The organism is Catellatospora sp. NPDC049609, assembly GCF_040675365.1.
Taxonomy (GTDB): Bacteria; Actinomycetota; Actinomycetes; order Mycobacteriales; family Micromonosporaceae; genus Catellatospora.
In genome coordinates, this window is the sequence record NZ_JBFAOU010000168.1 from 1 (window position 1) to 18053 (window position 18053).

Consider the following 18053-nt stretch of genomic DNA (forward strand, 5'->3'; position numbering starts at 1 on the left):
CTCCCCCACCACCTGACCGGCCCGCTCTTTCGATCGACGTTGGCCTATCTGGATGAGGAAATCGTGATCGACTTCATCCAGATAGGCCAACGTCCATGGCAGAAACGGGCGCGGGCCGGCCGTGGCGGCTACCGCGGGCCGGGTTGCGGCGCGGGGCGGCGCCGCGGAACGTGGCGGCGGTAGGCGCTGACCGACGGCTCGCCGTCCACCCAGAAGCGCCACGGCACGTCGTGCGCCGCCGCCACCCCCACCCGCGGCCCGGACCGGATCGCGTCCTCGCCGACCGCGCTCGTCGGCGGGATGAGCAGCGCGGGACCGGTGCCGTCGAGCAGGCTGGTGCGGTTGGCGGAGCCGTCGATGCCCAGCGCCACCGACAGCCGCGCCGGGCCCCGGGCCAGCTCGTGATCGGCGACCGGCCCGCGCCGCGTACGCGCCGTGTCGGCGCCGTCGAGCACCCGTCCGGCGCGCAGCAGCACCGCGGCGGCCTCGCCCTCGCGGCCCGCGGTGACGTTCATGCACCAGTGCATGCCGAACACGAAGTACACGTAGAGCACGCCGGCCGGGCCGAACATCACCGAGCTGCGCTCGGTCGGGCCGCGGTGGCTGTGCGAGGCGGGATCCTCGCCGACGCCCGCGTACGCCTCGACCTCGGTGATCCTCACCCGCACCCCGCCTGCGGCGAGCTCCCAGCCCAGCAGCCCGCGAGCGGTGTCGACGATCTGGGAGGCGGGGGCGTCGAACAGCGAGTAGTCCACGGATAAGACCATCTCTCGCGACCGCCGGAATGCAAAACGGGCGCTGTCGCACCTCGCGTGCATCATCGGCGCATGTCGGACGTATACGCACGGGCGAGGGAGTTCGTGCTCACCCAGGGCAGGCCGCTGGACCGGGCGCGGCTGCTGTTCCACTTCGAGTCCGGGCCGGCCCGCGCGGTGCTGGACGAGCTGGCGAGGTTCCAGAACGACGACGGCGGCTTCGGGCGCGCGCTGGAGCCGGATCTGCGCACCCCGGTGTCGTCGGCGGTGGCGACCTGGTGCGCCTTCACCGTGCTGCACGAGATCGGCGCGGACACCGGCGAGCCCCTGGTACGCCGTGCCGTGCGGTACCTGCTGGACTCCTACGACCCCGACGAGCGGCGCTGGTGGATCGTGCCGCCCGAGGTGGAGGACTCGCCGCGCGCCGGCTGGTGGGCGTACCACGACATCGCCGGGAACTTCGGCGGCTGCCTGCTGAACCCGACCGCGGGACTCGCCGGGGCGCTGTGGGAGCACCCGGAGGGGGTGCCTCCCGCGCTGCTGGCGGAGCTGACCGAGACGGTGCTCCAGCGGCTGGAGGCGCTGGCCGACGACCGGATGGACCGCGGTGACCTGACCGCGGCGGAGCTGTTCGCGCAGGCCCGGCACCTGCCGGCGGCGGCGCAAGCGCAGGCGGTCGCGGCGCTGCGCCGGGCGGCGGCGCGGCTGGTCGAGCACCAGCCGCAGGCCTGGACGGCGTACACCCTGCAGCCGCTGGACGTGGCGCACGCGCCGGACTCGTTCCTGGCGCCCGCCGTGGAACCGGCCTCGGTCGAGGCGAACCTGGCGTACCTGCTCGACCTGCAGCTGCCGGACGGGTCCTGGCCGCTGACCTGGACCTGGGCCGACGTCGACGCGCAGGCCTGGCCGGTGGCCGAGCGCGAGGCCAAGGGCCTGGTGGCCCTGGAACGGCTGCGCGTCCTGGCCGCGTACGGCCGCCTCTGACGATGGCTGGGACCCGGCCTGGGGTGGCTTGATCACTGTCTCGGGTCAGAAAGTGAGGTCGGACTGCACTTTCTGACCCGAGACAGCGATCACCCCGCCGCCCGCCGCGAGGGCGGGGGCACCGTCAGCGGGGGACGACGGACTCCGCGGACCAGGTGTGCCAGGTCTTGAGCTGGTCGGCCACTGCGGCGAGCTGGTCGGCGACCGGGCCGGGGCCGGTGGAGCCGGGCGTGGTCCGGGCCGCCAGCGCGGACTTGACGGTGAGCACGTCGCGCACCGACGGGTCCAGGTGCTCGCTGACCGCGGCCAGGTCCGCGTCGCTGACCTCGTGCAGCTCGCACTCGCGCACCGAGCACAGCGCCACCAGCTTGCCGGTGATCTCGTGCGCGTCGCGGAACGGCACGCCCCGGCGGACCAGCCAGTCCGCCACCTCGGTGGCCAGCGAGAAGCCGACCGGCGCGGACGCGGCGAGCCGGTCCACGCGCACCGTCATGGTGGCGATCATGCCGGCGAGCGCGGGCAGCACCAGGCTGAGCGTGTCGACCGCGTCGAAGGCGGGCTCCTTGTCCTCCTGCATGTCCCGGTCGTAGGTCAGGGGCAGGCCCTTGAGCATGGTGAGCACGTTGACCAGGCCGCCGATGAGGCGACCGGCCTTGCCCCGGGCCAGCTCGGCGATGTCGGCGTTCTTCTTCTGCGGCATGATCGACGAGCCGGTGGCGAACGCGTCGTCGAGCTCGACCCAGCCGAACTCGTGCGACGTCCACAGCACCACCTCCTCGCCGAGGCGGGACAGGTGCACCCCGAGCAGCGCGGTGGTGAACAGGAACTCGGCGACGAAGTCACGGTCGCTGACCGCGTCCATGGAGTTGGCGAACGAGGTTCGGAAACCCAGCTCCTTGGAGACGGCGACCGGGTCCAGCGGCAGGCCGGAGCCGGCCAGCGCGCCCGCGCCGAGCGGGCTGACCGCGGCGCGGACGTCCCAGTCGCGCAGCCGTTCCAGGTCGCGCAGCAGCGGGTGTACGTGCGCCAGCAGCCAGTGCCCGAAGGTGACCGGCTGGGCGTGCTGCACGTGCGTCAAACCCGGGGCGGGCGTGTCGACGTGGCGGGCGGCCTGGTCGGTGAGCGCCTCGGCCAGCTCGGTGATCCGGGCGGCCAGGTCACGGGCGTGGTCGCGCAGGTACAGCCGCAGGTCGGTGGCGACCTGGTCGTTGCGGGAGCGTCCGGCGCGCAGCTTGCCGCCGAGCGCGCCGAGCCGCTCCAGCAGGCCGCGCTCCAGCGCGGTGTGCACGTCCTCGTCCTCGATGGTGGGGCGGAACGTGCCCGTCGCCACCGCCGCGTCGAGGTCGTCGAGGGCGGCCAGCATCTTCCCGAGCTCCTCGGGGTCGAGCAGGCCGGCCGCGGCCAGCACACGGGCGTGGGCACGCGAGGCGGCGAGGTCGTACGGCGCGAGCCGCCAGTCGAAGTGCACGCTCACCGACAGCCGTGCCAGCGCCTCGGCGGGTCCGTCCGCGAACCGCCCTCCCCAGAGCCGGGTCATTGCTGGTTCCTCCTGTGTCCTGTTGCGTTGATCATGAAGTTGGGGCGGCGACACGCCGTCGAACACGCACCTAAGTTCATGATCGACGGAGTGGCGGGGTGGGTGGCGGTCAGGGTTCGTCGTCGAGGAGGAGGTCGGGGGCGTCGGGGTTGTCCAGGCCCGCCCAGCTGGCGAACTTGGCGGCCAGCGCCTCGCCGCCCGCCGGGTCGCGGGCGACCATGAAGATGGTGTCGTCGCCGGCGATGGTGCCGACGATGTCCGGCAGGCCGCTGCGGTCGATGGCGCTGGCCAGGTAGTGCGCGGCACCGGGCGGAGTGCGCAGCACGGCCAGGTTGCCGCTGTGGTCGGTGCCGTTGAGGACCTCGCGCAGCAGGCGGATCAGCCGGGCCGGGCCGATCGAGGCCGGGCGCAGCGCCGGATGGCCGTCCTCCGGGATGAGGTAGACGGCGGGCGCGCCGTCGCGGCCGCGCACCTTCACCGCGCCCAGCTCCTCCAGGTCGCGCGACAGGGTCGCCTGGGTCACCTGCACGCCCTCGGCCGCCAGCAGCTCGGCGAGCTGCGTCTGCGACGTCACCCCGCCGCCCCGGATCAGCTCCTCGATCCGGGCGTGCCGGGCCGTGCGGGTCATCGGCGCGGTCATGCCGTCACCTCGCTCCGCTCGGCTCCGTCACGACGACAACCGAACATGATTCGCTCGCCAAGCTCGCTCATGCCGTCACCTCGCTCCGCTCGGCTCCGTCACGACGACAACCGAACACGATTCGCTCGCCAAGCTCGCTCATGCCCTCACCTCGCTCATGCATGCTCCATGAGGAACGTCAGCAGCGCCTTCTGCGCATGCAGCCTGTTCTCAGCCTGGTCGAAAACCGCGCTCGCCGCGCCGTCCATGACCTCATCGGTGATCTCCTCGCCCCGGTGGGCGGGCAGGCAGTGCAGCACGATCGCATCCGGGTGCGCGTGGCCGAGCAGCGCGGCGTTGATCTGGTACGGCAGGAACGGGGTGATCCGGTCCAGGCCGTCGCCCTCGTGGCCCATCGAGGTCCAGGTGTCCGTGGCGATCACGTCCGCCCCGGAGACGGCCTCCTTGGCCTCGGTGTACTCGGTGACCGAACCGCCGGTGCGCGCCGCGATCTCGCGGGCCTTGGCCACGATGGCCGCGTCCGGGGTGAACCCGAACGGGCCCGCGATGCGCACGTGCATGCCGGCCACGGCACCGCCGAGCAGATACGAGTGCGCCATGTTGTTGGCCGCGTCGCCCACGTAGGTGAGCGTACGGCCCTGCGTGTGCCCGAGGCGCTGCCGCACCGTCTGCAGGTCGGCCAGCACCTGGCAGGGGTGGAAGCTGTTGGTGAGCGCGTTGACGACCGGCACGGTCGCCCCGGCGGCCAGCTCCTCGATCCGGGTGTCCTCGAAGGTGCGGATCACGATGCAGTCGACGTACCGGGAGAGCACCTGTGCCGCGTCGGACATGGTCTCGCCCCGGCCGAAGTGCGTGTTGGTGGCGTCGATCAGCACCGCGTGCGCGCCGAGCTCGGAGATGCCGACCTCGAACGAGACGCGGGTGCGCAGCGACGGCTTCTCGAACAGCACCGCGACCGACATGCCCGCCAGGGCCTTGCGGTGCCCGCGCCGGTTCTCGGCGTACTCCTGGGCGAGGGTGAGGACCCGGTCCTGCTCGGCCGAGGTCAGGTCGTCGTCGCGCAGGAAGTGCCGGGTCATGAGGAGGCTCCGGAGTCGGTGGTGGTCTCAGGCTGGGCGAGCTTGAGGGCAGGGCCCAGGGCGGCGAGGAACGCGTCGGCCTGGGCGCTGGTGAGGATCAGCGGCGGGGCGAGCCGGATCACGTCCGGCTGGGCGGCGTTGACGATGAACCCGGCGTCCAGCAGCGCCTTCTGCACGGCGGGGGCGACCGGGGCGGTGAGCACGACGCCGAGCAGCAGGCCCGCGCCGCGTACGCCGGCCACCAGCGGGTGGTTGAGCGCCTCGATGCCGCGGCGCAGCTGCTCGCCGATCCGCTTGACGTGGTCGAGCAGCCCGTCGGCGGCGATGGTGCGCAGCACCGCGAGCGCGGCGGCGCAGGCCACCGGGTTGCCGCCGAAGGTCGTGCCGTGCTGGCCGGGGGTGAACAGCGCGGCCGCGCCGCCCGGGTGGCGCTGGGCGAAGGCGCCGTCGGCGAAGGCGATGGTCGCACCGATGGGCAGGCCGCCGCCGAGGCCCTTGGCCAGGGTGATCACGTCCGGGGCGATGCCCTCGGCCTGGTGGGCGAACCAGTGCCCGGTCCGGCCGACGCCGGTCTGCACCTCGTCGAGCACCAGCAGCGCGCCGTGCCGCGCGGTGACCTCGCGGGCCGCGGCGAGGAAGCCGGGCGGGGCCGGGACCACGCCCGCCTCGCCCATGATCGGCTCCAGGATGACCATGGCGGTCTCGTCGGTGACGGCCGCGGTCAGGGCCGCGGTGTCGCCGTACGGGATGTGGGTGACCTCGCCCGGCAGCGGCCGGAACGGGTCGGCCTTGGCGGGCTGGCCGGTCAGCGCGAGCGCGCCCATGGTCCGCCCGTGGAACGCCTGCCTGCAGGCCACCACGTGGGTGCGGCCGGTGCGCCGGGACAGCTTGAACGCGGTCTCGTTGGCCTCCGCGCCGGAGTTGGTGAACAGCACCCGGCCGGGCCGGCCGGTCAGCGCCAGCAGCAGCTCGGCCAGGGCGACCGGGGGCTCGGCCACGAAGAAGTTGGACACGTGCCCGAGCAGCGCGATCTGCTTGCTGACGGCGGCCACCACCGCGGGGTGGCCGTGGCCGAGCGCGTTGACCGCGATGCCGGACAGCATGTCCACGTAGGAGCGGCCCGCCTCGTCGACCACCACCGCGCCCGCCCCGCTGACCAGCGCCAGCTGCGGGGTGCCGTAGTTGTCCATCAGCGACTGCTGCCACCGCTGGGTGAGCGTCATGGCCTCTCCTCGTTCCGCTCGCCGGCGCCGTCGCCGGACATCGCGCTCATGACGGCGAACCGTCCAGGTCATCGGGGACGACCATGGTGCCGCACCCCTCGTCGGTGAAGATCTCCAGCAGGGTGGAGTGCGGGACGCGGCCGTCGACCACGACCGCGGACGGCACGCCGCCGCGCACCGCGCGCAGGCACGCCTCCATCTTGGGCACCATGCCCGCCGACAGGGTCGGCAGCAGCGCCTCCAGCTCCTTGGCAGTCAGCTGTGTGAGGAGGCTGTCGGTGTCGGGCCAGTTCGCGTACACGCCGGGCACGTCGGTGAGCACGATCAGCTTGCGGGCGCCCAGCGCGATGGCGAGCGCGGCCGCGGCGGTGTCGGCGTTGAGGTTGTGCGGCACGCCGTGCGGGTCCGGGGCGACCGTGGACACCACCGGGATGCGCCCGGCCGCGAGCAGGCTGTCGACCAGCGAGGTGTCGACGCTGAGCACGTCGCCGACCTGGCCGATGTCGACCGGCTCGCCGTCGACGACGGCCGGGCGGCGCACCGCGGTGAACAGCCCCGCGTCGTCGCCGGCCAGGCCGACCGCGTGCGGGCCGTGCGCGTTGATCTGGGTGACCAGGTCCTTGCCGACCGACAGCAGCACCATCCGCACCACGCTCATCGCCTCGGCGGTGGTGACCCGCAGGCCGCCCTGGAACTCCGAGGCGATGCCCATCCGGTCGAGCATGGCCGAGATCTGCGGGCCGCCGCCGTGCACCACGACCGGGCGCAGCCCGACCGCGCGCAGGTACGCCATGTCCGCCGCGAACGACTCGCGCAGCTCCGGCGTGGTCATCGCGTGGCCGCCGTACTTGACCACGATCGTCTCGCCGCGCAGCTTCGTGAGCCAGGGCAGCGACTCGACGAGCGCGGCGGCCCGCTCCCCCGGCGTCATGACGAGTACGCCGAGTTCTCGTGCACGTACGCGTGGGACAGGTCGTTGGTCCACACGGTCGCGGCGTGGTCGCCCGCGTTCAGGTCCACGGTGATGCGGACCTGCACCCCGGACAGGTCGACCTTGCTGCGGTCCTCGGCGGCGGCGCCGTTGCGGCACACCCACACGTCGTTGATGGCCACGTTCAGCTCGTCGGCCTCGAACACCGCGTCGGTGACGCCGACCGCGGCCAGGATCCGGCCCCAGTTGGGGTCGTTGCCGAACAACGCGGTCTTGACCAGGTTGTTGCGGGCGATCTCGCGGCCCACGATCACCGCGTCGTCCTCGGAGTCGGCGTTGACCACCTCGATGGCGACCTGCTTGGTGTGCCCCTCGGCGTCGGCCAGCAGTTGCTGGGCCAGGTCGTGGCAGGCCCGGGTGACCGCGGCGGTCAGCTCCTCCTGGGTCGGCTCGACGCCGGAGGCGCCCGAGGCCAGCAGCAGCACCGTGTCGTTGGTGGACATGCAGCCGTCGGAGTCGATCCGATCCAGGGTGACCCGGCACGCCTCGCGCAGCGCCTCGTCGAGCGCGTCGGCGCCGGCGACCGCGTCGGTGGTGAGCACGCACAGCATGGTGGCCAGCGCCGGGGCGAGCATGCCCGCGCCCTTGGCCATGCCGCCGACGGTCCAGCCGTCGCCGGTGATCTCGACGACCTTGGGCCGGGTGTCGGTGGTCATGATGGCCTCGGCCGCGGCGAAGCCGCCCGCCTTGGCCAGCGCCTTGGCCGCGCCGTCCACGCCCGCCAGCAGCTTCGGCATGGGCAGCCGCTCGCCGATCAGCCCGGTCGAGCAGACCGCGACCTGGCCCGCGCCCATCCCGCCGAGGCGGGAGGCGACGTACTCCGCGGTGGCGTGGGTGTCCTGGAAGCCGCCCGGACCGGTGCAGGCGTTGGCGCCGCCGGAGTTGAGCACGACGGCCTTGACCGCGCGGCCCTTGACGATCTGCTGCGACCACATGACCGGGGCCGCCTTGACCCGGTTGGCGGTGAACACGCCCGCGGCCGTGGCGTCGGGGCCGTCGTTGACGACCAGCGCCAGGTCGAGCGCGCCGCTGCTCTTCAGCCCGGCGGCCACGCCCGCGGCCCGGAAACCCTTGGGGGAGGTCACAGTCATGCCGACACCTCACTAGGCTCGCCGTCGCTGACGGCCATGGTCTGGCTGCGCTCGCTCACGGTGCGACTCCGAAGACGGACAGGCCGGAGGTCTCCGGCAGGTCGAACATGATGTTGGCGCACTGCACCGCCTGGGCCGCGGCGCCCTTGCCGAGGTTGTCGATGGCGGAGACGACGATGATCCGGCCGCTGTCCACGTCCACGGTGGCCTGCAGGTGCGCGCTCGCCGAGCCGAGCACGGCGGCGGTGTGCGGCCACACGCCCTCGGGCAGCAGGTGCACCAGCGGCTCGTCGCCGTACGCGTCGGCGAGCACCGCGTGCACCACGCTCGCGGTGATGTCGCAGTTGCTGGGCCGGGCGGTGACGGTGGCCAGGATGCCCCGCGGCATCGGCGCGAGCACCGGCGTGAAGGACAGGCCGGTCGCGCCGGTGGCCTGCTTGATCTCCGGCACGTGCTGGTGCGCGCCCACCTTGTACGGGCTGAGGTCGCCCATCACCTCGCTGCCCAGCAGGTGCAGCTTGGCCGACTTGCCCGCGCCGGAGGTGCCCGAGGCGGCCACCACCACCACGTCGTCGGTCTGGGCCAGGCCGCTGTGCAGCAGCGGGGCGAGCGCGAGGGTGGTGGCCACGGCATAGCAGCCGGTCGCGGCGACCCGGTGCGCCCCGGCGATCAGCTCCCGCTGGCCGGGCAGCTCGGGCAGGCCGTAGGTCCACGCCCCGGCGTGCTCGCCGCCGTAGTAGCGGGTCCACGCGGCCCCGTCGCGCAGCCGGTGGTCGGCGCCGAGGTCGACGACCTTGGCCGAGGCGGGCAGGGCCGCCGCGAGCGCGCCCGACTCGCCGTGCGGCAGCGCCAGGAAGACGAGGTCGGCGTCGGCGAACGCGTCGGGCGAGGTCGCGCCGAGGGTCACGTCGAGGCCGGTAAGGTGCGGGTGGACCGCGGCGAGCGGTTTGCCCGCCTGGCTGTGCGCGGTGGCGGCGACAAGCTCGAACTCGGGGTGGCCCGCGATCAGTCGCAGCAGCTCACCGCCTGCGTACCCACTCGCCCCGGCGACGCCGATCCGGATTCCCATACCTACCTCCGCATAAACATTCCCCATGAGAATACGGCGGACTGCATGTTCATGCAAATGAGGCGCGCGTCACTCATCGGGGAACCCGGTCACCAGCTCGTAGAAGCGAGTGCAGGCCACCCCCTCGTTATCGACGGTCTCGCGCACGTCGTGGACGCCGCGCTCGTAGTGGCCCAGCTCCCAGCGGTCGCCCGCCGGGCGCAGGAACCAGAAGTCGGTGGGGATCGGCACGTGCTCGTGCACGCCGGGCACCTGGAACGACTCCGGCGGCTGGCCGGACTCCAGCAGCGCCGTCACGAGCACGTGCCGATCCGCGATCACTTGCGCACCACCGGCTTCTCCTCGACCAGGTAGCCGTTGGCCAGCAGCCACGTCACGCTCAGCGCGGCGCCGGCCTCGGGCAGGTACTGCGTCATCAGCTTGTACTGCGTACCCATCCCGGGCTGGCCGAACCAGGGCGCGGTCGGCCCGCCGTCCACGGTGAACGGCTTGATCACGCAGTACACGTGGTAGTTGGCCAGTGGTGCGCCGTCCGGGGTGTTCAGGCTCTGCGGCGGCAGCGCCCGCTGCCCGAACGCGGTGCCCGCCGGGGCGAGGAAGCTGCCGCCCGGGAAGCCGAACCGGTCCAGCCGCGCCCGCGGCTTCAGCTCGACCGGGTGCCGGTCGACCATGTCGCCGTGCGTCACGAACCCGTCGTTGGGCGGGTAGATGAAGCGCTGCTGGTCGTCGAGGTACTGGGCGACGAACCGGTCCTGGGTCAGCGGGCCGAACCGCTGGTAGGAGTGCAGCAGCTTGCCGACCACGCCACGCCGCGGCAGCGGCTTCGGGCCGAGCTGCGGCAGCGCCGGGTCGTAGTAGGTCTGCGTGGGCGGCGCGACGGCGGGCGTGCCCGGCTGGCAGGCGCCGTAGTCGGCCGCGGGCGGCGGTGGCGCCGGGTGGTGCGGGCCGGCCGTCGCGGCGGCCGGGGCGAGCGGGATGAGCAGGCTCGTGGACAGCGCCGCGAGCAGGAGACGGATCTTCACAGAACCCCCGTTGAGTGAGCACTTGCATGATCACTAACGGGCGGCGGCGGAAACCGACACTCCCCAAGACTTGTTTGGTGGTCTAGACTCCCCAACATGTCTTTGGGAGATGACGCGGCGGCGGCGGACGACCGCCGCACCGCCGTCGGCGACCTGCGCGCCCTGGCCCACCCCATCCGGCTGCGCATCCTCTCGCTGCTCACGGGCGCCGAGCGCAGCGCCGCCGAGATCGCCCGCGAGCTCGACATCACGCACGCCAACGCCAGCTACCACCTGCGGCAGCTGCGCGACAGCGGGCACATCGAGATCGCCGGGGAGGAGAAGGTCCGCGGCGGCGTGGCCCGGCGCTACCGCTACGACGTCACCAAGGAGTTCGCTCCCCGCCCGCCGGGGCAGCACCCGACCGCCGACGAGGCCCAGGTCATGTACGCCGCGCTCGCCGCCGAGCTGCGCCGCCGCGCCCGCGACGTCGTCACCGGGCCTGACGCGGCGAGCCTGACCACCGACGCCGAGCTCTGGGTGGACCTCGAGCAGTGGCGCGCGCTGCGCGACCGCGTCTGGGAGGTCAGCCGCGACCTGCACCACGCCGCGAAGCCCCCGCACACCCCCGGCACGGTGCGCGTCAGCGCCACCATCGCCATGTTCCGCATGGAGGAGAGCACGTGAACGCCCTCGCGCCCCTGCGCCACGCCCCGTTCCGCTACCTGGTCACCGGGCGCCTGATCGGCATGCTCGGCAACGCCGTGGCGCCCATCGCGCTGGCCTTCGCGGTGCTCGACCTCACCGGCTCCCCCGCCGACCTCGGCCTCGTCGTCGGGGCCCGGTCGCTGGCCAACGTGCTGTTCATCCTGTTCGGCGGCGTACTGGCCGACCGGCTCCCCCGCCACCTGGTCATGGTCGGCTCCAGCGTGCTGGCCGCGCTCACCCAGGCCGCCGTCGCGGCCCTGGTGCTCACCGGCACCGCGACGATCCCCCTGCTGATCGGCCTCGGCGTGGTCAACGGGATGGTCAGCGCCCTCGCCATGCCGGCTACCGCGGCGATGATGCCGCAGACCGTGCCCGGCGAGCTGATCCCCCAGGCGAACGCGCTCAACCGGCTGGGCACGAACACCGCCATGATCGCGGGTGCGGCGCTGGGCGGGCTGCTCGTCGCGGCCGTCGGCCCCGGCTGGGGCCTGGCCGCCGACGCGGCCACCTTCGCGGTGAGCGCGCTGGCCTTCGCCCGGGTACGCGTGCCCGACGTGCGCGACCGCACCGCACCGCGCCAGAGCGCCCTGCACGAGCTGCGCGTCGGCTGGAGCGAGTTCGCCTCGCGCAGCTGGGTCTGGTCCGTCGTGCTCGCCTTCATGTTCATCAACGCGGCGCACACCGGCGGCATGAGCGTGCTCGGCCCCGCCGTCGCCGACGACACCATCGGCCGCTCCGGCTGGGGCACCGTGCTGGCGGTGCAGACCGCCGGCATGGTCGTCGGGGCGCTGCTCGCCCTGCGGCTGCGCCTGCGCCGTCCGCTGCTGGTCGGCTGCGCCTGCATGCTCGCCTTCGCGCTGCCGGTGGTGGCGCTGGCCGAGCTGCCGCAACTGCCGGTGCTGCTGGTCGGCGGCTTCCTGTGCGGGGTCGCGGTCGAGCAGTTCGCCATCGCGTGGGACTCGTCCCTGCAGCGGCACGTGCCCGCCGACCGGCTCGCCCGGGTGTACTCGTACGACATGCTGGGCTCGTTCCTGGCCATCCCGGTCGGCCAGGTCGCCGCCGGGCCGCTCGCCGAGTGGATCGGCACCCAGAACGCCCTGCGCTGCGCGGCGGCCCTGATGGTGCTGTCGGTGCTCGGCATGCTCGCCAACCGCGGCGTCCGCACCCTGCGCGCCGACGCCCCCACCGCGGCGGCCCCCACCCGCGACCCCGTCCCCGCCTCCGCCTGACCCCGCCCTGCCCTGGCCCGCGCCCAAGATCGTCCGACTTGCCTGGCAAGTGGGCGTATCTTGGGCGCGCTTTCGCCCAGTTGCCTGGCAAGTCCGACGATCTTGGGCGCGGCCATGGCGCGACGATCGAGGCCGGGTGCGGACCGTCAGGCCGAACAGGGCAGGCCGGCCGGGACCCGTCAGGCCCGGCGGGGCGGGGGCGTCAGGCCGCGCGGGTGTGGCGGAGGAAGAGGTGGGTGCCGTCGGTGAGGACGTGGGCAGGGGTCATCCGGTGAGGGGCCGACGGCGGGCCGGCGACGATGCGGAGCGAGCCGGGGCCGGCCAGGGTCGGGCTCACCGTGAGGCACAGCTCGTCGACCAGGTCGGCCGCGACCAGGCCGCCGAGCAGGTGCGGGCCGCCCTCGCAGAGAATCTGGGTGAGGCCGCGCGCAGCCAGCTCGGACACCATCCGGGCCGGGTCCACCGACGAGTCGCCGCAGTCGATCACCTCGGCGTCGCCGGGGTGTTCGTGCGGGGCGGACGCGTACGTGATCACGATCGGCCGGGCCGGCGGATCCGCGAAGAACTTCGCGGGCACGTCGCCGGAGCGGGTGACCACGGCGAACCTCGGGTGCGGGGTGAGCCCGTGCGCGACCCGCCACGCCTGCGCGTCGGCGTCCAGCAGCGTCGCGCCGTACCCCTCGACGCGGATCGTGCCCGCGCCGACCACGACCACGTCGGCCTGCATGCGCAGCCGCTTCATCAGGTCCTGGTCGGCGGGGCCGCCCAGCGCGCCGGAGCGGCCTTCGAGGGTGGCCGCCCCGTCCAGCGACGTGATCATGTTGACCCGCAGCAGCGCCCGGTCCGCCCGGGGGTAGGCGGCGAGCAGCTGCCCGGTGTCGAGCTCGCCGGACGGTTCCGGCCACAGCCTGCGCATACGCGACCTCACATGTTGTGCACGGTGTACGCGGGCTGCCGCCAGCCCAGGATCGCCTCGGTCATGCGCACCGCGTCCACGGACTCGCGCACGTTGTGCATGCGCACGATCCGGGCGCCGAGCAGGACGCTGGCCACGGCGGCGGCGAGGCTGCCGGACAGGCGCTCGCCCTGCGGCCGGTCCAGCGTCTCGCCGACGAAGTCCTTGTTGGACACCGCCGCGAGCATCGGATAGCCCACCGCGGCGATCTCGGGCAGGCGCCGGGTCAGCTCCAGCGTGTGGAACGTGTTCTTGTTCAGGTCGTGGCCCGGGTCGATGACGATCTGCTCCGGGCGTACGCCCCGCGACAGCGCCACCTCGACCCGCGACCGCAGGAACGCGGCGATCTCGCCCGCCACGTCGGCGTACTGCGGCTTCGGGTAGTGGGTGCGCGGCCGGGCCAGGCTGTGCGTGACGATCAGCTGGGTGTGCGGGTGGGCCGCCACCAGGTCGGCCAGCGCGGGGTCATGCAGGCCGGTGGTGTCGTTGACGACGTGCGCACCCGCCGCAAGGCACGCCCGCGCGACGTCCGCCCGGAACGTGTCGACGCTGACGACCAGGTGCGGGTGCCGCTCGACGGTCGCCTGGACCACCGGCAGCACCCGCGCCAGCTCGACGTCGCCGGGCACGTCGCCGCCCTCGGGCGAGAACTTCACCCCGCCGATGTCGACCCAGTCCGCGCCGGCGGCGGCCGCGGCATCCACTGCCGCGACCGCCGCGTCGAGCGCGTACGTCGCCCCCTTGTCGTAGAACGAGTCCGGGGTCCGGTTCACCACCGCCATCACCGCGACCTGGTGGTCGAAGTCGAACTCGCGTCCGGCGATGACCCGCTTCGGAGCGGTGAGGTCGGGAACGAACATCATGCGCCGCGCAGCACCGCGCCGAAGCGCTCCGCCGTGACCGCCACCGCCGCGTCCCGGGCCGCGACCGCCTCCTCGACGGTCAGCGTCCGGTCCGGCGCGCGGAAGGTCAGCTTGTACGCCAGCGAGCGCTGCCCGGCGCCGAGCTGCTCCGAGGTGTACACGTCGAACAGCCGCACCGACTCCAGCAGCGGGCCCGCGCCCTCCGTCAGCGCCGCCTCGACCTGCCCGGCGGGCACGTCCGCCGGCAGCACCAGCGCCACGTCGATCAGCGCGGGCGGGTACGTCGAGAACACCGGCGGCGGGGTGGTGCCCGGCAGCGGCACCGCGTCCAGGTTCAGCTCCATCGCGCAGGTGCGCTTGGGCAGGTCCAGCGCGGCGCACACGGCCGGGTGCAGCTCGCCGGCGTACCCGACGACCTGCCCGTCGACGCTGATCGCGGCGCACCGGCCCGGGTGCCACGGCGCCCGCTCGGCCGCCGCGACGCCGACCACGGCGGCCGGGACCGCCGAGGCGGCCAGCACGTCCCGGGCGGCCTGCACCGCGTCTGCCCACAGCGCGGCCCGGCCCGTGCCCCACCAGCCGGAGCGCTCGTACTCGCCGGTCAGCACCACGGCCACGTGCCACGGCTGCACCGGGACGGAGGCGTTCGCCTTCTCCCACAGCGCCGGGTCGGGCCGGCCCGCCACGCCCATCACCGGCGGCACGCCGGCCGACGGGTCGGGCAGGAACACCAGTCCCTGCTCGAACAGCGCGGCGTCGCGCTGGCCGCGGCCCACGTTGCGCTTGAGCGCGCCCAGCAGCGGCGGCAGCAGGCTGGTCCGCATGAACGGTTCCTCGTCCGACAGCGGGTTGGCCAGCCGCACCGCGTCGGTGGGCAGGCCCAGCGTCGCGAGCACGCCCGCCGAGACGAACGGGTACGACAGCACCTCGACGTAGCCCTGCTCGGCCAGGGTCCGGCCGACCGAGCGCTTGCGGCGCTGCGCCGGGGTGAGGCCGTTGCCGGGCGGGGCGATCGGCAGCACGCTGGGCACCTTCTCGAAGCCGTCCAGGCGGACCACCTCCTCCACCAGGTCGGCGGGCTCGCGCAGGTCGGGCCGCCAGCTCGGGGTGACCACGTCGACACGGTCGTCGTACACGGCCACGTCGCAGCCGACCTCGGTGAGGAGGTCGCCGATCCGGTCGACGGAGTAGTCCACGCCGATCAGCCTGCTGGGCTTGTCCGCCGCCATCGAGATCATCACCGGGTCGCCCGGGTGGTTCAGGTCGAGGATCTCCTCGCTCGGCGTGCCGCCGCCGTACTCGACGAGCAGCTTCACCGCGCGGTCGATGGCGACCAGGCAGAGCTGCCGGTCGACGCCGCGCTCCCAGCGCTTGGCGGCCTCGCTGAACAGCTTGTGCCGCCGCGCGGTGCGCCCGACCATGGTCGGGTCCCAGTGCGCGGCCTCGAACAGCACGTTGACGGTGCCGTCGACGACCTCGGAGGTCTGGCCGCCCATGACGGCGGCCAGCGAGATCGGGCCCGTGTCGTCGCAGATCACCATGTCCTCGGCGGACAGCACGCGGGCCTGACCGTCCAGGGTGGTCAGCTGCTCGCCCTCGGCCGCCCGGCGCACCACGAGACCGCCGGAGATCCGGTCGGCGTCGAAGGCGTGCATGGGCTGGCCCAGCTCCAGCATCACGTAGTTGGTGATGTCGATGGCCAGGCCGAGCGTGCGGACACCGGCCGTGAGCAGGCGGCGGGCCATCCAGTCCGGGGTGGGCGCGGCGGGGTCGATGCCGCGTACCAGCCGGGCCGCGAAGCGGTCGCAGCCCTGCGTGTCCTGAATGGTCACCGGCCACGCGGGGGTCGCCGTGCCGGACGGCGCGGGCGCCAGGCCCGGGTCGGTGAACCGCGCGCCGAACGCGTGCGCCAGCTCGCGGGCCAGGCCGCGCACCGACATCTGGTATCCCCGGTCCGGGGTGACCGTGACGTGCACCTCGATGTCGTCCAGGCCGACCACCGGGCGCGCGTCGTCGCCCGGCTGCGCGGTGACCGACTCGGGCAGGATGATGATGCCGTCGTGGTCGCCGGACAGGCCCAGCTCCGCCGCGGAGCAGATCATGCCGTGCGAGTTGCGGCCGTACGTCTTGCGCGCGCCGATGGCGAAGCCGCCGGGCAGCACGCCGCCGGGCAGGATCACCACGACCCGGTCGCCCTCGGCGAAGTTGCGGGCGCCGCAGATGATCTCCTGCGGCGCGCCGGTGCCGTTGGCCTGCCCGACGTCCACGGTGCAGAACCGGATCGGCTTCTTGAACTCGGTCAGCTCCTCGATCGTCAGCACCTTGCCGACCACCAGCGAGCCCTGCACCGAGTGGCGCTGGTCGGCGATCTCCTCGACCTCGATGCCGAGGTTGTTCAGCGCGAGGTCGAGATCGGCCTCGGTGAGGTCCGCGGGCAGCTCGACCTGCTCACGCAGCCATGACAGTCCGACCTTCATGGTCAGTGCACCTCCATGCCGAACGCGCGGGAGAACCGCACATCGCCTTCGATCATTTCCCGCATGTCGCTCAGGCCGTTGCGGAACATCAGGGTCCGCTCGATGCCCATGCCGAACGCGAAGCCGGAGTACTCCTCCGGGTCGATCCCGCACGCGCGCAGCACGTTCGGGTTGACCATGCCGCAGCCGCCCCACTCGACCCAGCGCGGGCCGTCGCGGTGCTCGGCGAACCAGACGTCGAACTCCGCCGACGGCTCGGTGAACGGGAAGTAGTGCGGCCGCCAGCGGGTGCGGGCGTCCGCGCCGAACATCGCCTTCGCGAAGTGGTCCAGCGTGCCCTTCAGGTGCGCCATGGTGATGCCCTTGTCCACCACCAGGCCCTCGACCTGGTGGAAGACCGGCGAGTGGGTCGCGTCCAGCTCGTCGGTGCGGTACACCTTGCCCGGCACCACGATGTAGATCGGCGGCTTGCGGGTCAGCATCGTGCGCGCCTGCACCGGCGAGGTGTGCGTACGCAGCACCAGACCCGACTCGGTCGCGCCCGTGCTCGACTCGGCGGCCTTGACCCAGAACGTGTCCATCAGGCCGCGCGCCGGGTGGTCGGGCGAGATGTTGAGCGCGTCGAAGTTCGCCCACTCCAGCTCGACCTCGGGGCCCTCGGCCACCTCGTAGCCCATGCCGACGAACAGGTCGCCGACCCGCTCCATCAGCGTGGTCAGCGGGTGCCGGGCGCCGCGCGGGCGGCGGTCCCAGGGCAGGGTGACGTCGACGCTCTCGGTCTCCAGCACACGCTGCGCCTGCTCGGCCTCCAGCACCACCAGGCGCGCGTCGTACGCGGCCTGGATCGCGGTGCGGGCCTCGTTGACGCGCTTGCCCGCGTCGGCCTTGGCGGCCGGCGGCAGCGCGCCGATCTCGCGGCGGGCCAGCGACACGGGCGAGCGGTCGCCCAGGTGCGCGACCTTCTGCGCGCTCAGCGCGTCAAGGTCGGTGGCGTCCGCGAAGGCCTTGTCCGCCGCCGCGACGGCGTCGTCGAGCGCGGCAGGATCGAGCATCGCGGCCTGCTTGGGGTCGTACGGATCGTGACGGTATGTCATCAGAACTCCAGATCGGCAACCGGATCAGTCTAGGCAATGGGCCAGGACGGGCACGCGCGGCTTCGCCGCAGCCCACCGGAGCGATCGGAGAGGAAGAGCTGAGCGCAGTCAGTTCCGCCGCCCGCCACCGGCGGGCTGGCTAAAGGAACGGCGCCTCATGTGTCTCGGCTCCCTCTCGGACAGGTTCTCGCCCGCGAGCATACCGCGCCCGGTTCCGCCCTCGCGGCCCGGTTTTTCATAGACGTTGGCCTATCTGGATGACTTTTTCGTGATCGAAGTCATCCAGATAGGTGGATCCGCGCCGCCCGGGGCAGGCGGGCGCCCCGCAGATGCACAACCGGGTGCACGTGTGGGTCG

General features: G+C 73.3%; 17 protein-coding genes. 3 read left to right on the top strand and 14 right to left on the bottom strand.

Going from position 1 to position 18053, the window contains the following annotated elements:
- Positions 1-128: 128 nt before the first annotated feature.
- Positions 129-755 carry a DNA-3-methyladenine glycosylase gene (locus AB0J67_RS32020; protein ID WP_363487875.1) on the bottom strand — a complete coding sequence of 209 codons (627 nt, stop codon included), beginning with the start codon at positions 753-755 and terminating at the stop codon, positions 129-131.
- Between the two features lie 72 nt (positions 756-827).
- Here AB0J67_RS32020 and AB0J67_RS32025 point away from each other — a divergent pair, with 72 nt between their 5' ends.
- Complete coding sequence (locus tag AB0J67_RS32025; RefSeq protein ID WP_363487877.1) at positions 828-1739, top strand: hypothetical protein; 912 nt, start codon at positions 828-830, stop codon at positions 1737-1739.
- 124 nt (positions 1740-1863) lie between these two features.
- On the opposite strand, the gene argH is transcribed toward AB0J67_RS32025, so the two are convergent.
- The 9 genes from argH to AB0J67_RS32070 all read right to left on the bottom strand — a co-directional run bounded on the left by argH (position 1864) and on the right by AB0J67_RS32070 (position 10391).
- Positions 1864-3276 carry an argininosuccinate lyase gene (argH, locus tag AB0J67_RS32030; protein ID WP_363487879.1) on the bottom strand — a complete coding sequence of 471 codons (1413 nt, stop codon included), beginning with the start codon at positions 3274-3276 and terminating at the stop codon, positions 1864-1866.
- Between the two features lie 109 nt (positions 3277-3385).
- Positions 3386-3916 (bottom strand): arginine repressor, encoded by a 531-nt coding sequence (locus AB0J67_RS32035; protein WP_363487881.1) that lies wholly within the window; start codon positions 3914-3916, stop codon positions 3386-3388.
- A 155-nt stretch (positions 3917-4071) separates the two neighbouring features.
- Positions 4072-4995, bottom strand: coding sequence for an ornithine carbamoyltransferase (gene argF, locus AB0J67_RS32040; RefSeq protein ID WP_363487883.1), 924 nt, complete (start codon positions 4993-4995; stop codon positions 4072-4074).
- Entirely contained in the window at positions 4992-6218 is a 1227-nt protein-coding gene (locus tag AB0J67_RS32045) for an acetylornithine transaminase (RefSeq protein WP_363487885.1), read from the bottom strand. Before AB0J67_RS32045 ends, argF begins: the two co-directional genes overlap by 4 nt.
- A 46-nt stretch (positions 6219-6264) precedes the next feature.
- Positions 6265-7149 (bottom strand): acetylglutamate kinase, encoded by an 885-nt coding sequence (argB, locus tag AB0J67_RS32050; RefSeq protein ID WP_363487887.1) that lies wholly within the window; start codon positions 7147-7149, stop codon positions 6265-6267.
- Positions 7146-8300, bottom strand: coding sequence for a bifunctional glutamate N-acetyltransferase/amino-acid acetyltransferase ArgJ (gene argJ / locus AB0J67_RS32055; RefSeq protein ID WP_363487889.1), 1155 nt, complete (start codon positions 8298-8300; stop codon positions 7146-7148). Before argJ ends, argB begins: the two co-directional genes overlap by 4 nt.
- Positions 8301-8355: 55 nt before the next feature.
- Positions 8356-9369, bottom strand: a complete 1014-nt coding sequence (gene argC, locus AB0J67_RS32060; protein WP_363487891.1) for an N-acetyl-gamma-glutamyl-phosphate reductase — start codon at positions 9367-9369, stop codon at positions 8356-8358.
- 69 nt (positions 9370-9438) lie between these two features.
- On the bottom strand, positions 9439-9690 hold the full coding sequence (locus AB0J67_RS32065) for a hypothetical protein (RefSeq protein ID WP_363487893.1): 252 nt from the start codon (positions 9688-9690) through the stop codon (positions 9439-9441).
- Positions 9687-10391 carry a TNT domain-containing protein gene (locus AB0J67_RS32070; protein ID WP_363487895.1) on the bottom strand — a complete coding sequence of 235 codons (705 nt, stop codon included), beginning with the start codon at positions 10389-10391 and terminating at the stop codon, positions 9687-9689. Before AB0J67_RS32070 ends, AB0J67_RS32065 begins: the two co-directional genes overlap by 4 nt.
- A gap of 96 nt (positions 10392-10487) precedes the next feature.
- Between AB0J67_RS32070 and AB0J67_RS32075 the strand changes: the two genes are divergently transcribed.
- Complete coding sequence (locus tag AB0J67_RS32075) at positions 10488-11057, top strand: metalloregulator ArsR/SmtB family transcription factor (protein WP_363487897.1); 570 nt, start codon at positions 10488-10490, stop codon at positions 11055-11057.
- Positions 11054-12307 carry an MFS transporter gene (locus tag AB0J67_RS32080; RefSeq protein WP_363487899.1) on the top strand — a complete coding sequence of 418 codons (1254 nt, stop codon included), beginning with the start codon at positions 11054-11056 and terminating at the stop codon, positions 12305-12307. The genes AB0J67_RS32075 and AB0J67_RS32080 overlap by 4 nt, the downstream gene beginning before the upstream one ends.
- 202 nt (positions 12308-12509) lie before the next feature.
- Here the strand turns inward: AB0J67_RS32080 and AB0J67_RS32085 are convergent, their stop codons facing one another.
- Genes AB0J67_RS32085 through pheS form a run of 4 tightly spaced genes read right to left on the bottom strand, consistent with a single transcriptional unit; the run spans position 12510 to position 17696 of the window.
- Positions 12510-13223 carry a pyrimidine reductase family protein gene (locus tag AB0J67_RS32085; RefSeq protein WP_363487901.1) on the bottom strand — a complete coding sequence of 238 codons (714 nt, stop codon included), beginning with the start codon at positions 13221-13223 and terminating at the stop codon, positions 12510-12512.
- Positions 13224-13231: 8 nt separating this feature from the next.
- Complete coding sequence (folP, locus tag AB0J67_RS32090; RefSeq protein ID WP_363487903.1) at positions 13232-14125, bottom strand: dihydropteroate synthase; 894 nt, start codon at positions 14123-14125, stop codon at positions 13232-13234.
- Positions 14122-16602 (bottom strand): phenylalanine--tRNA ligase subunit beta, encoded by a 2481-nt coding sequence (gene pheT, locus AB0J67_RS32095; RefSeq protein WP_363487905.1) that lies wholly within the window; start codon positions 16600-16602, stop codon positions 14122-14124. The genes folP and pheT overlap by 4 nt, the downstream gene beginning before the upstream one ends.
- A 2-nt stretch (positions 16603-16604) precedes the next feature.
- Entirely contained in the window at positions 16605-17696 is a 1092-nt protein-coding gene (gene pheS, locus AB0J67_RS32100) for a phenylalanine--tRNA ligase subunit alpha (RefSeq protein WP_363487907.1), read from the bottom strand.
- Positions 17697-18053: the final 357 nt, after the last annotated feature.

Excerpts from the sequence above, each read along its gene's own strand:
- AB0J67_RS32025 (WP_363487877.1), top strand. The coding sequence starts at position 828 with ATGTCGGACGTATACGCACGGGCGAGGGAGTTCGTGCTCACCCAGGGC.
- argH (WP_363487879.1), bottom strand. The coding sequence starts at position 3,276 with ATGACCCGGCTCTGGGGAGGGCGGTTCGCGGACGGACCCGCCGAGGCG.
- AB0J67_RS32035 (WP_363487881.1), bottom strand. The coding sequence starts at position 3,916 with ATGACCGCGCCGATGACCCGCACGGCCCGGCACGCCCGGATCGAGGAG.
- argF (WP_363487883.1), bottom strand. The coding sequence starts at position 4,995 with ATGACCCGGCACTTCCTGCGCGACGACGACCTGACCTCGGCCGAGCAG.
- AB0J67_RS32045 (WP_363487885.1), bottom strand. The coding sequence starts at position 6,218 with ATGACGCTCACCCAGCGGTGGCAGCAGTCGCTGATGGACAACTACGGC.
- argB (WP_363487887.1), bottom strand. The coding sequence starts at position 7,149 with ATGACGCCGGGGGAGCGGGCCGCCGCGCTCGTCGAGTCGCTGCCCTGG.
- argJ (WP_363487889.1), bottom strand. The coding sequence starts at position 8,300 with ATGACTGTGACCTCCCCCAAGGGTTTCCGGGCCGCGGGCGTGGCCGCC.
- argC (WP_363487891.1), bottom strand. The coding sequence starts at position 9,369 with ATGGGAATCCGGATCGGCGTCGCCGGGGCGAGTGGGTACGCAGGCGGT.
- AB0J67_RS32075 (WP_363487897.1), top strand. The coding sequence starts at position 10,488 with ATGTCTTTGGGAGATGACGCGGCGGCGGCGGACGACCGCCGCACCGCC.
- AB0J67_RS32085 (WP_363487901.1), bottom strand. The coding sequence starts at position 13,223 with ATGCGCAGGCTGTGGCCGGAACCGTCCGGCGAGCTCGACACCGGGCAG.
- folP (WP_363487903.1), bottom strand. The coding sequence starts at position 14,125 with ATGATGTTCGTTCCCGACCTCACCGCTCCGAAGCGGGTCATCGCCGGA.
- pheT (WP_363487905.1), bottom strand. The coding sequence starts at position 16,602 with ATGAAGGTCGGACTGTCATGGCTGCGTGAGCAGGTCGAGCTGCCCGCG.
- pheS (WP_363487907.1), bottom strand. The coding sequence starts at position 17,696 with ATGACATACCGTCACGATCCGTACGACCCCAAGCAGGCCGCGATGCTC.